13 protein-coding genes are annotated in these 12,261 nt (G+C 64.6%); 4 read left to right on the forward strand and 9 right to left on the reverse strand.

Annotated elements, in window-relative coordinates; genetic code table 11:
- Window positions 1-21: 21 nt before the first annotated feature.
- Complete coding sequence (gene ilvA, locus FW760_RS06225; protein ID WP_054915520.1) at window positions 22-1,536, reverse strand: threonine ammonia-lyase, biosynthetic; 1,515 nt, start codon at window positions 1,534-1,536, stop codon at window positions 22-24.
- A gap of 136 nt (window positions 1,537-1,672) precedes the next feature.
- On the opposite strand from ilvA, the gene rpiA reads away from it, so the two are divergent.
- The gene (rpiA, locus tag FW760_RS06230; protein ID WP_236176465.1) at window positions 1,673-2,344 is read left to right on the forward strand and encodes a ribose-5-phosphate isomerase RpiA; all 672 of its coding nucleotides are present in this window, start codon (window positions 1,673-1,675) and stop codon (window positions 2,342-2,344) included.
- Window positions 2,345-2,430: 86 nt separating this feature from the next.
- Here the strand turns inward: rpiA and FW760_RS06235 are convergent, their stop codons facing one another.
- The 4 genes from FW760_RS06235 to FW760_RS06250 all read right to left on the reverse strand — a co-directional run bounded on the left by FW760_RS06235 (window position 2,431) and on the right by FW760_RS06250 (window position 6,607).
- Entirely contained in the window at window positions 2,431-3,333 is a 903-nt protein-coding gene (locus tag FW760_RS06235) for an SdiA-regulated domain-containing protein (RefSeq protein WP_088514631.1), read from the reverse strand.
- 77 nt (window positions 3,334-3,410) lie between these two features.
- Window positions 3,411-4,343, reverse strand: a complete 933-nt coding sequence (locus FW760_RS06240; protein WP_446443705.1) for an SdiA-regulated domain-containing protein — start codon at window positions 4,341-4,343, stop codon at window positions 3,411-3,413.
- Between the two features lie 162 nt (window positions 4,344-4,505).
- Complete coding sequence (locus FW760_RS06245; protein WP_043863442.1) at window positions 4,506-5,171, reverse strand: fumarylacetoacetate hydrolase family protein; 666 nt, start codon at window positions 5,169-5,171, stop codon at window positions 4,506-4,508.
- Window positions 5,172-5,209: 38 nt separating this feature from the next.
- Window positions 5,210-6,607, reverse strand: coding sequence for an FAD-binding oxidoreductase (locus FW760_RS06250; RefSeq protein ID WP_043863441.1), 1,398 nt, complete (start codon window positions 6,605-6,607; stop codon window positions 5,210-5,212).
- Between the two features lie 172 nt (window positions 6,608-6,779).
- On the opposite strand from FW760_RS06250, the gene serA reads away from it, so the two are divergent.
- On the forward strand, window positions 6,780-8,009 hold the full coding sequence (gene serA, locus FW760_RS06255) for a phosphoglycerate dehydrogenase (RefSeq protein WP_043863440.1): 1,230 nt from the start codon (window positions 6,780-6,782) through the stop codon (window positions 8,007-8,009).
- Window positions 8,010-8,079: 70 nt separating this feature from the next.
- Here the strand turns inward: serA and FW760_RS06260 are convergent, their stop codons facing one another.
- Entirely contained in the window at window positions 8,080-8,553 is a 474-nt protein-coding gene (locus FW760_RS06260) for a DUF4399 domain-containing protein (RefSeq protein ID WP_058541763.1), read from the reverse strand.
- Window positions 8,554-8,782: 229 nt separating this feature from the next.
- On the opposite strand from FW760_RS06260, the gene FW760_RS06265 reads away from it, so the two are divergent.
- Entirely contained in the window at window positions 8,783-9,322 is a 540-nt protein-coding gene (locus tag FW760_RS06265) for a transporter substrate-binding domain-containing protein (RefSeq protein ID WP_255001424.1), read from the forward strand.
- Here the strand turns inward: FW760_RS06265 and FW760_RS06270 are convergent.
- Together FW760_RS06270 and FW760_RS06275 are read right to left on the reverse strand one after the other, a co-directional pair.
- Window positions 9,319-9,807, reverse strand: a complete 489-nt coding sequence (locus tag FW760_RS06270) for a DUF523 domain-containing protein (RefSeq protein ID WP_286902124.1) — start codon at window positions 9,805-9,807, stop codon at window positions 9,319-9,321. The genes FW760_RS06265 and FW760_RS06270 overlap by 4 nt on opposite strands.
- 1 nt (window position 9,808) lies before the next feature.
- Window positions 9,809-10,441 (reverse strand): 2OG-Fe(II) oxygenase, encoded by a 633-nt coding sequence (locus FW760_RS06275; RefSeq protein WP_043863436.1) that lies wholly within the window; start codon window positions 10,439-10,441, stop codon window positions 9,809-9,811.
- Window positions 10,442-10,555: 114 nt separating this feature from the next.
- Here FW760_RS06275 and FW760_RS06280 point away from each other — a divergent pair, with 114 nt between their 5' ends.
- Window positions 10,556-11,305 (forward strand): DUF2059 domain-containing protein, encoded by a 750-nt coding sequence (locus FW760_RS06280; protein WP_043863435.1) that lies wholly within the window; start codon window positions 10,556-10,558, stop codon window positions 11,303-11,305.
- On the opposite strand, the gene FW760_RS06285 is transcribed toward FW760_RS06280, so the two are convergent.
- Entirely contained in the window at window positions 11,306-12,235 is a 930-nt protein-coding gene (locus tag FW760_RS06285; RefSeq protein ID WP_446443706.1) for an alpha/beta fold hydrolase, read from the reverse strand.
- Window positions 12,236-12,261: the final 26 nt, after the last annotated feature.

Raw genomic sequence — 12,261 nt, forward strand, 5'->3', positions numbered from 1 at the left:
GTTGCCCAACAGCGTAGCCGCTCAGCCCAGAAACAGGCGGTACGCCGGGTTGTCGGTTTCATCCCAGTACGGGTAGCCGATCTTGGCCAGTGCCGCCGGCACCAGGTGGCGCTCATCATCCGGCACCTGCAGCCCGGCGACCACGCGACCATCGGCCGCGCCATGGTTGCGGTAGTGGAACATCGAGATGTTCCAGCGCCCACCCAGCTTGTTGAGGAAGTTGAACAGCGCCCCCGGCCGCTCCGGGAACTCGAAGCGCAGCACCAGCTCGTCGCTGACCCGCGCAGCGTGCCCGCCCACCATGTGGCGGATGTGCAGCTTGGCCAGCTCGTTGTCGGTCAGGTCCAGCACCGGAAAACCCTGCGCGGTCAGGCTGTGCAGCAGGGCACTGCGCGGGTCGGTGTCGGGGTGGGTCTGCACCCCGACAAAGATGTGCGCCTCGCCGTCGGCGTGGTAGCGGTAGTTGAATTCGGTGATCTGGCGCTTGCCGATGGCCTCGCAGAACGCCTTGAAGCTGCCCGGCTGTTCGGGGATGGTCACTGCGATGATCGCCTCGCGGCCCTCGCCCAGTTCGGCGCGCTCGGCCACATGGCGCAGGCGGTCGAAGTTCACGTTGGCACCGGAGTCGATGGCCACCAGGGTCTGCCCGGTCACACCTCGCAGCTCAACGTACTTCTTGATGCCGGCAACGCCCAGCGCGCCGGCAGGTTCGGTGATCGAGCGGGTATCGTCGTAGATGTCCTTGATGGCCGCGCAGATCTCGTCGGTGCTGACGGTGATCACCTCGTCCACATGATCCTTGCAGATGTCGAAGGTGTGCTGGCCGATCTGCGCCACCGCCACGCCATCGGCGAACAGGCCCACCTGCGGCAGCACCACGCGCTCGCCGGCGGCCATGGCGGCCTGCAGGCAGTTGGAGTCGTCCGGCTCGACACCGATCACCTTGATCTCGGGGCGCAGGTATTTGACGTAGGCGGCAATGCCGGCGATCAGGCCGCCGCCGCCCACCGGCACGAAGATCGCGTCCAGCGGCCCGGGGTGCTGGCGCAGGATCTCCATGGCCACGGTGCCCTGCCCGGCGATGGTGTGCGGGTCGTCATAGGGGTGGATATAGACGAAGCCCTTTTCGTCCACCAGCTTGAGCGAGTAGGCCAGCGCCTCGGGGAACGAATCGCCATGCAGCACCACCTTGGCGCCCCGCGAGCGCACGCCTTCGACCTTGATCTCGGGGGTGGTCTTGGGCATCACGATGGTGGCCTTGATCCCCAGTTCACGGGCGGCCAGCGCCAGGCCCTGGGCATGGTTGCCGGCCGAGGCGGTGACCACGCCCCGCGCCAGTTCCTCGGCGCTCAACTGCGCCAGCTTGTTGTAGGCGCCGCGGATCTTGAACGAGAACACCGGCTGCAGGTCTTCGCGCTTGAGCAGCACGTGGTTGCCCAGGCGCTTGCTGAGCTGGCCGGCCGGTTGCAGCGGGGTTTCGACGGCGACGTCATAGACGCGCGAGGTGAGGATCTTCTTGACGTACTGTTCGAGCATCGGGAGCGCATCACTGGGCAGCTGGGCGGGGCCTCGGAGTCTACCGCAGCGCCCGGTCGGGCGACCACAGCCAGTCTGTGGTTTTAGCCGCTATACTACGCGCCCTCACGATACCCCTGCCCGCTCCGGAGCCCGCATGACCCAGGACCAACTCAAACAGGCTGTCGCCCAGGCCGCTGTCGATTTCATTCTGCCCAAGCTCGATGACAAGAGCATCGTCGGCGTCGGCACCGGTTCGACCGCCAACTGCTTCATCGACGCCCTGGCGCTGCACAAGGGTGCGTTCGATGGTGCGGTCGCCAGCTCCGAGGCCACGGCTGCACGCCTGAAGGGCCACGGCATTCCGGTGTACGAGCTGAACACGGTCAGCGACCTGGAGTTCTATGTGGACGGTGCCGACGAGAGCGACGAGCGCCTGAACCTGATCAAGGGCGGTGGCGCAGCCCTGACCCGCGAGAAGATCGTCGCGGCCGTGGCCAAGACCTTCATCTGCATTGCCGACGCGAGCAAGCTGGTGCCGGTACTGGGCGCCTTCCCGCTGCCGGTCGAGGTGATCCCGATGGCGCGCAGCCATGTGGCACGTCAGCTGGTGAAACTGGGCGGCGACCCGGTGTACCGCGAAGGCGTGATGACCGACAACGGCAACATCATCCTGGACGTGTTCAACCTGCAGATCACCAACCCGGTGGAGCTGGAAACCCAGATCAACGCGATCGTGGGCGTGGTGACCAACGGCCTGTTCGCGGCGCGCCCGGCGGACCTGCTGCTGCTGGGGACCGCGGACGGCGTGAAGACCCTGACCAGGTAAGCTTGCGGGGCGGCTCATCGCGGGCCAAGCCCGCTCCCACAGGTTCGGTGTGATCTTGTGGGAGCGGGCTTGACCCGCAATACAGCCTACTCGGTCTTCTTGAATACGTAGAACAGGTTCGGCTCGCTCACCACATACAGCGTCCCGGCATCGTCCAGCGCAATCCCCTCGGCCTGCGGCACGCTCGCCTTCAACCCGGCAGACCCCTTGCGCAGCGACAGGCTGCTGATCGGCTTTCCCTTCACGTCCAGCTCCAGCACCAGTTGCGATTCGTCCGACAGGGCCAGCAGATGCCCGCTGCGCTCGTCGAACTGCAAGCTCGACAGGTCTCTCACGAACAACCGCGAATCACGCTTGCGGTCCTGCACCACGTGCACCGCATAGGGCTGCTCCGGATTGTCATGGGGAAACCCGTGCACCTCGTAGATCAGCATCGGGTCGCGCTCCTTGGCCACGAACAGGCGCTTGCCGCCCGAGTCGTAGGCCAGCCCCTCGAAACCCTTGTTGCCGTTCAGGCCGATGCCCAGGGTAAGCTGCTCGGCATCCTTGGCATCCAGGAACGCGGTATCGGGCGCCACATGCACCCGGATCAGGCGCTGCTCGCGCTCGTCGGTGATCACGAAACTGCCCGGCCCCACATACTCCACCGCCTCGGGGTCGCCGAAACCGGTCAGGGGGATGCGCCGCACGATGCGCCCCTCCAGCGACAGCTCGATCAGCTCGGGGTTCTTGTTGGTGACCGTGTACAGGCTGTTGCGGTCCGGGTCGAAGGTCAGCGCCGAAATATCCGCCTGCAGCCCCTCGACCGGACGTGCCTCGACCACCACCTGGTAGCGGCTCAGCCCCATGCCCTGCTCGGCCGGCTGCCACCAGGCCTTGAGGTCGAACCAGGCACGCTCGAACACGCGGTGCTGCTGCCCCGCCACGCCCAGGGCGGCAAGGGCCAGCAGACTGAAAACAAGAAAGACCAGGGGCAGGTAACGACGCATTCGGGAAGACTCGGCAGGGTTCGGGCGTCATCTAACCATAGCCAACTGAATCGAAGCTTAATGCCACTATGCGGGAGTCACTGCTTGCGAAAGCGGTAGAACAGGTTCGGCTCACTGACGATGTACAGGGTGCCCTGGTCGTCCATGGCCACGCCCTCGGCGCGAGGGATGCGCTTTTTCAGGCCGTTGAAACCGCCGAGCAGGGTCATGAAGCTGACCTGCTCGCCCCGCTCGTCCAGCTCCAGCAGCATGTTCGAGTCGGCCGACAGCACCAGCATGTGCCCGGTACGCGGGTCGACCCCCAGCGCCGAGAGGTTGCGCAGGTCCAGCTCGTCACTGGGCAGCGGCTGCTTGTCGCCGGTCAGCGGCGAACGGCCGTCGGTGCGCCAGGTGAACAGCCGCGGCGGACGCTCCTCGCCCAGCACGAGGCGCTGGTTGCGCGGGTCCCAGGCAATCGCCTCGAAGGCCTTGTTCTGATTGGCCGAAGGGCCCAGGTCGTATTGCGTGAAATCCTTGATGTTCAGTGCCTGGGTGCTGCCGTCCAGGCTGACGATCGTCATGGTGTGATCACGCTCGTCGACAATGGCCAACCGCCCGTCCGCCAGCACCGCAACCCCCTCGGGGTTGCTCCAGCCGTGAAGGGGCAGCTTGCGCAGCACATCGCCGTCCAGGGTCAGCTCGACCAGGAACGGGTTCTTGCCCATGACGGCGAACAGGGTCTTGCGCTTTGGGTCGTAGGCCAGGTCGGAGGCCTCGTCGTCCTCCATGCCCGGCAGCACCTTGGCGTCGATGTCGACCGTATAGCCCGGCAGCCAGATACTGGCCTGCTGTTCGCTCACCGACTCGAAACGCTCCTGCAGCCACAGCAGGCCACGGTCGTCCCAGTGCATGGCGATGGCCACGCCATAGCCGATCACCGCAGCCGTCACCAGCCAGGTAGACCAGCGCAACAGGAGACGACGCTTGCGCACAGGAGGGAGCGAACCGCTGGAAGGATAAGGTGTGGCCATCAGGTATTCCCGTTGTTTTTTTAGCCTGGCACGCAACACGCAGGCACGTTCACAAGGTTGATTCGCGGGGATTATCCGGATCATTTGTGAAAAAAACGGCAACGCCCGATCAAAGGCCGGGGAAAAGGTGGCAGTCGGCTATCGACTGCCACCCGGGGCAGGTCAGCGAACGCTGCCCTCGAAACGGCTCACACCGGGCAGTTCCAGCACCAGCTCATCGCCAGCGCTCAGCGGCCCGACGCCGGCCGGCGTACCGGTAAGAATCACGTCACCCGCCTGCAGCGCGAACTGCGAGGCCATGTGCTGGATCATCGGCACGATCGGGTTGAGCATCAGCGCGCTGTTGCCGTCCTGGCGCACCTCGCCGTTGATGCTCAGGCGAATGCCGATATCGGCCAGGTCCTCGAATGTGCTGCCAACCACGAAGGGCGTCAGCACGCAGGCGCCGTCGAAGCACTTGGCGCGCTCCCAGGGCAGGCCCTTTTCCTTGAGCTGCGCCTGCAGGTCACGCAGGGTCAGGTCCAGTGCCGGGGCGAAGCCGGAGATGGCGTCGAGCACTTCTTCTTCGGTAGGCGCCGGCGACAGCGACTTGCCCAGCAGCACCGCGATTTCCGCCTCGTAGTGCACCGAGCCACGCTCGGCCGGGATCTTGAACCCGCCTTCCAGCGATACCACGCAACTGCCCGGCTTGATGAACAGCAGCGGCTCGGTCGGAATCGGGTTGTCCAGCTCTTTGGCGTGCTCGGCGTAGTTGCGACCGATGCACACCACCTTGCCCACCGGCAGATGAGTACGCGTGCCGTCTACATACTGGTGCTGATAGTTCATTGCCGACTCCTGGAACGATGTTATTGGCGCTGCTGGGTTCACTCGACGGCGAAGATCTTGCCCGGGTTCATGATCCCGTTGGGGTCGAACACCGCCTTCACTGCCTTCATGTACTCGATCTCGACCGGCGAACGGCTGTAGGTCAGGTAGTCACGCTTGGTCATGCCCACGCCGTGTTCGGCCGAAATCGAGCCGTTGTACTTCTCTACCGTCTCGAACACCTGCTTGTTGACCACCGCGCAACGGGAGAAAAACTCGTCCTTGCTCATGTCGTCGGGCTTGAGGATGTTCAGGTGCAGGTTGCCGTCGCCGATGTGGCCGTACCACACCACCTCGAAGTCGGGGTAGCGTTCGGCGACGATCGCGTCGATATCCTTGAGGAACGCCGGCACCTTCGACACGGTTACCGAAATGTCGTTCTTGTACGGGGTCCAGTGCGAGATGGTCTCGGAGATGTACTCGCGCAGCTTCCACAGGTTCTGCAGTTGCTGCTGGCTCTGGCTCATCACGCCGTCCAGTACCCAGCCCTGCTCGACGCAGTGCTCGAAGGTGGCCAGGGCTTCGTTGGCCACTTCCTCGGTGCTGGCTTCGAATTCCAGCAGCGCGTAGAACGGGCAATCGGTCTCGAACGGCGCAGGCACGTCACCGCGGCCCAGCACCTTGGCCAGGGCCTTGTCGGAAAGAAATTCGAAGGCGGTCAGGTCGAGCTTGCCACGGAAGGCGTGCAGCACCGGCATGATGGAGTCGAAATCAGGCGTGCCCAGCACCATCGCGGTGAGGTTGTTGGGTGCCCGGTCCAGGCGCATGGTGGCCTCGACCACGAAGCCCAGGGTACCTTCGGCGCCGATGAACAGCTGGCGCAGGTCGTAGCCGGTGGCGTTCTTGATCAGGTCCTTGTTCAGCTCGAGCAGGTCGCCCTTGCCGGTCACGACCTTGAGGCCAGCTACCCAGTTGCGGGTCATGCCGTAGCGAATCACCTTGATACCGCCGGCATTGGTGCCGATATTGCCGCCAATCTGGCTGGAACCTGCCGACGCGAAGTCGACCGGGTAGTACAGGCCCTTGTCCTCGGCAAAATTCTGCAGCTGCTCGGTGATCACGCCAGGCTGGCACACCACGCTGCGGTCGAATTCGTTGAAGTCGAGAATCTGGTTCATGTAGTCGAACGCCACCACCACTTCGCCATTGGCGGCTACTGCGGCGGCCGACAGGCCGGTGCGCCCGCCCGACGGCACCAGGGCGACCTGGCGCTGGTTGGCCCAGCGCACGATGGCCTGAACCTGTTCGGTGCTCTTGGGGAACACGATGGCCAGGGGGGCTGGAGCAAAATGCTTGGTCCAGTCCTTGCCGTACGCATCAAGTGAAGCAGCGTCGGTCAGGACCTTTCCAGGCTCAACCAGGGTCATCAGCTCATCCAACAGCGCACGATCGGTCATCTACAGAACTCTCGAACAATTCATGGTCACCCTGAGCACGTTTCACGTGCCAGGGATGGGCGTAAACAGGGGTGCCTATGCTAGCATACGCACCCCCGCAGATCGTGCCGAAAGCCGATGCTGCGAGCGCTTCTTTCCCTGCCATTTTTCTCCGGGACACAGGTTTACGCAGATGAGCAAGACTTCTCTCGATAAGAGCAAGATCAAGTTCCTTCTCCTCGAAGGCGTCCACCAATCCGCCGTGGACGTCCTCAAGGCCGCCGGGTACAGCAACATCGAATACCTCACCGGCTCCCTGCCGGACGCGCAACTGAAGGAAAAGATCGCCGATGCCCACTTCATCGGCATTCGCTCTCGCACCCAGCTGACCGAAGAGGTCTTCGACTGCGCCAAGAAACTGGTCGCTGTCGGCTGTTTCTGCATCGGCACCAACCAGGTCGACCTGGACGCCGCTCGCGAGCGCGGCATCGCCGTGTTCAACGCGCCTTACTCCAACACCCGTTCGGTTGCCGAGCTGGTACTGGCCGAAGCGATCCTGCTGCTGCGCGGCATCCCCGAGAAGAACGCTTCCTGCCACCGTGGCGGCTGGATCAAGAGCGCGGCCAACTCCTTCGAGATCCGTGGCAAGAAGCTGGGCATCGTCGGCTACGGCTCGATCGGCACCCAGCTGTCGGTACTGGCCGAAAGCCTGGGCATGCAGGTGTTCTTCTTCGACCCGCTGACCAAGCTGCCGCTGGGCAACGCGACCCAGGTCGCCAGCCTGCACGAGCTGCTGGGCCTGGCCGACATCGTCTCGCTGCACGTTCCTGAGCTGCCATCCACCCAGTGGATGATCGGCGAGAAGGAAATCCGCGCGATGAAAAAGGGCGCGATCCTGATCAACGCCGCCCGTGGCACCGTGGTCGAACTGGACCACCTGGCCGCTGCGATCAAGGACAAGCACCTGATCGGCGCCGCCATCGACGTGTTCCCGGTAGAGCCGCGCTCCAACGACGAGCAGTTCGAAAGCCCGCTGCGTGGCCTGGACAACGTGATCCTGACCCCGCACATCGGTGGTTCCACCGCCGAGGCCCAGGCCAACATCGGCCTGGAAGTGGCCGAGAAGCTGGTCAAGTACAGCGACAACGGTACCTCCGTGTCGTCGGTCAACTTCCCTGAAGTGGCCCTGCCGGCGCACCCGGGCAAGCACCGCCTGCTGCACATCCACCAGAACATTCCGGGCGTGCTCAGCGAGATCAACAAGGTGTTCGCGGAAAACTCGATCAACATCTCCGGTCAGTTCCTGCAGACCAACGAGAAGGTCGGCTACGTGGTGATCGACGTCGATGCCGAGTACTCGGACCTGGCGCAAGAGAAGCTGCAGCACATCAACGGCACCATCCGTTCGCGCGTGCTGTTCTAAACGCTTCGCCGGCAACACCGATACAAATGAAAAAGGCGACCCTCGGGTCGCCTTTTTTCATGCCCGCGTTTTACTTCACGGTCACGGTGATCTTCTTCGATTCCACGCTTGGCTTGAACGGCACGTGGAACTTGTCGCCCAGCACCAGTTGCAGGGTGTGCTTGCCAGGGGTCAGGGTCAGCTGGGTTTCGGTCTGCGCCTTGCCAAAGTGCAGTACCTGCGGGCCGGCGGGCAGCGGCTGGCCGTTTTCCGGCATCAGGCTGGTGGGCAGCACCTGGTCGGCAGCCGGCGCCTTGTCGACGTCCACCAGCAGGTGATGATGGCCGCTATGCGGGGTGGCGTCGCCGGCCGGCTTGAGTTCCATGCCTTCGATGCCAAACTTGACGGTGAAGGTCTTGTCGACGGTGGCGCCATCGGCCGGGGAAACGATGAATACCTTGGCATCCTTGGGTGGTGCCTGGCTCACCAGGCCTTCGGCGGCGGCCAGCGCGGACACGCCCATCAACAAACCAGCGACGGCAGCACGCGAAAATAGGCTTTTCATTCACTTCTCCTGTGATTTACTTCGGTAACCCTTACCCCTGAATACCAGGGCAACGGTTCATTACGATAGATCAATTGCGCCAAGGCAAGCTTTAAAAAACGCCACGGAAAAATCTTCCCTGGCATCTAACATCCTCGGCCAAGTGCGGTCCTAGACACTGTTCGACCGCGACACACACAAAAAGTCGCGGCGACCGGACTCACTGCCAAAGACCAGGAAAGGGGCTTAGATGCGTTTGACTATTGGGGTACTGCTCACGGCCCTGCTGACCCCGTTGGCCCATGCCGAGCTGATCGACGAGGTCAACGATCGAAATGAACTGCGTATCGCGATCAGCGCCGATTCCTCGACCAATATCCGCAAGCAAGGCCAGTGGACCGGCTTCGAGATCGGGTTGGGCCAGGCGCTGGCCAAGGAGCTGGATGTAGGGGTGGAGTTCGTGCCCGTCGACCATGACGAGTTGCTGGACGGTGTGGAAAGCGGTCGTTACGACATCGCCCTGGACCAGATCACCGCCAGCCCCGAGCTCAAGCAGCGCCTGGGTGTCAGCGAACCCTATACCGACGGCGACGACGACAATCGCTATGTGATGCCCTTCCAGAAGGACAACCCGGCCTTCGAGAAAGCCTTGAACGCCGCCCTGCAGCGCATCAAGGACAACGGGCGCATGACCGAGCTGGCGCAGCAGGCGGCGCGGCCCGCTGTCGAGCCCCAGGCCCAGACCCACACCGAGGCGGCGGATGCTGCCGTGGACACCGACGCACCTTAGGCGTCGAGGGCATCCAGGGCCTGCACGGCCGCGTCCAGCTCCAGTTCGCTGAACACCTGCACCCCGGCCCGGCGCAACAGCGCCGTGGTCACGCCCTCACCTTCCACCCTGGTGCCGCTGAACGTACCGTCATAGGTCAGCCGGTTGCCACAGGACGGGCTGCCCGACTTGAGCACGGCCACCCTTATGGCGTGGCGCTGCACCAGTGCCAGCGCCAGGTGCGCGCCCTGCACGAACGGCGCGGTCACGTCCTCGCCGGCTACCGTCACCACCCGGGCCTGGCCCTCCAGCACCGCACTGCCCTGCCCACCGGGAATTTCCGCAGGTGGCCGCGGGGTCGGCAGACCGCCGGCGACCTCGGGGCACAACGGCACCACGCGACCCTCCCGCTGCCAGCCCTGGAGCACATCCGGATACCCGCTGGCGCGACCGTCATAGCGCACCGGCTGCCCCAACAGGCAGGCGCTGACCAGAACCTTGTGCATGCTAGAAGGGCTCGTTGCCGCGCCGACGGAACCAGCCGGTGAGCGACAACCGCTCGCGGTTGGCCGGCAGCACTTCGTGGGGGATCTCGCCGGAGAGGAACACTACCAGGCAACCGCCGGTCGGCTGCACATCGTGTTCCACATTGTCCTTGAGGGTCATGCGCAACTGCCCGCCATGTTCGGGCAGCCAGTCTTCGTTGAGGTAGATCACCGCCGAGACCATGCGCCGGTCGTCGTCGCGAAAGCGGTCCAGGTGCTTGCGGTAGAAGCCGCCGGGCGGGTACAGGGCGAAGTGGCACTCGAAGTCTTCCAGGCCCAGGAACAGGCCGCGGTTCATCGCTTCGCGCAGGCCGTCCATCAACCCCAGGTACTGGTCGCAGGCGTCCGAGTCACCGGGTTCGAGCCACTGGATATGGTCGTTGCGAATACCTTCGCGTACTTCCTGCGCGGGCCCTCGCCCGACCCCCGCAGGGGCCAGTTCGCCTTCGGCGGCGCGGCGGCGGCACTCGGCCGCCAGTGCCCGCGTCAGCGGGGCCGGCAGGAACAGGTCGTGCTGCGACCAGCCACGGGTGGCCAGGTCGTCGACGATGCGCGACAGCAAGGGGTGATCAAGGGATATCTGCATGCCGCGCATAGTATCGAGCCGCCAGCAAAACCGACAGCGCCACTTGGCCGAGAGTGTGCATTGGCGTCTCGACAAAGCCCCGCCGGGCCACGGACAATAGCGGCCTGCCGACAGGAGTCCTGAATGCGCCGTTTGTTTTTTCTGCTGTTGATGATCTGCACCACGCCTGTCCTGGCAGATACCCACGACCAACTGTACAAGGTTGCCGGGTGGCCGGAGCAGCGCGCCCACTTCACCGATGCCCTCGATGCCGCCCAGCAGCGCTATCGCAGCAGCCTGCCGCCTGCAGTCTTCCAGGCCCTGGTGAACAACAGCAACCAGCGTTTCGAACCCACCGCCGTCGACCGCCGCGCCGAAGCCCAGTTGCGCGCCAACCTCAGCGACCCCAAGCCTGCGCTGGCGTTTTTTCAATCCCCCCTGGGGCGCAAGATCGTGGCGGCCGAGCTGCTGGCCACCCGCCGTGACCAGTTGGCCAAGAATGCCAAGGGCCTGCCCAAGATCGAGGCCAGCGACAGCCGCCTGCTGATCATCGGCCACCTGGCCCAGGCCCTGCCGGCCCGCGAGGCCGGTGCCGAGGTCAGCCTGGCGATTGCCGGGGTGGCGGCCGACAGCCTGAGCCAGATGATCCCCGGCCTGCTCGGTGGCAGCCAGGCCCAGGGCCTGCTCGACGGGCAGCGCCAGCGCCTGATGCAGCAGATCGAGGCCGACCTGAACAACACCCTGCTGTATGTGTATCGCGGGCTGTCGGATGCCGAACTCGACGCCTTTGCAAGCTTTGCCGAATCGCCCGAAGGCAAGGCGTACTATGCCGCCGCCCTGGCCGCAATCCGGGCTGGCCTGGCGGTCGGTCAGAGCACCTCCGACCTGCAGTGATCAGCCCAGGCGCTGGCCGATGAAGGCAAAGTAGTCTCGGCGTATTGCCGGCAGCTCGTTGACCAGGTGGTGGCGGGCTTCGGGCATCAGCAGAATCTGCGGTTCGGCGAACTTGGCCTTGAGCACCTCAAGGTTGTACGGCCAGTCAACGGTCATGTCGGCCTGCCCCTGCACGATCAGCGGCTGGCGCGGGCTGCATGGCGCCACCTCGATACGCTTGACCCACGCCATCAGCGCCCCGACCCAGGCAGTGGGCAGGCGCCGCGGCTGCAGCGGGTCGGCCTGCAGGAACGGCAAAAAGGTCGGGTCGTTGCTGTTGTCGCTGAAGCGCCGCTCGATGCCGGTGACGAAGTGGCGCAGCACCTGATAGCTAAATTTCGACCAGCGCCACGCACGCGGGCGTACCAGCGGCGCCAGCAGGATCACCTGGCCCTGGGCCGGGCTGTGCGCGCCGTGGTGCAGCAGGTGGTCGACCAGGATGGCGCCGCCGGTGCTCTGCCCACACAGGTGCCAGGGTTGCGGCAGGTTCAGCGCCTGGCCCTGCTCGAACAGCGCCTGCAGCACGTCCTGATACACCGCAAAGTCATCGATGCTGGCGCGCTCGCCGCTGGACAGCCCATGACCCGGCAGGTCGCAGGCGATGACCGCGAACTGCCGGGCCAGGGCCCATTCGATGGCGTGGCGGTAGAGGCCCATGTGGTCGTAGAAACCGTGCAGCAATACCAGCGTCGCCACAGGCGCGGCGGGCAGCCAGACCTGGGCGACCAGCTCGAAGCCTGCGGTGTCGAAACGCCCCAGCCAGCTGTCGACGCCGGGGATGTCCAGGCTGTAGAAATGCCGGTACGCCTGCACCTGGGCCGACAACGGCTGACGCGCGGCCAGCGGTTGCAGGCTGGCACGCAGGGAGTCGGGCTGGAATGACGCGGGCATGGAAGTTACCAACAACGGGGCAAAGG

The sequence above is a fragment of the Pseudomonas sp. 1176_21 genome (assembly GCF_052850635.1).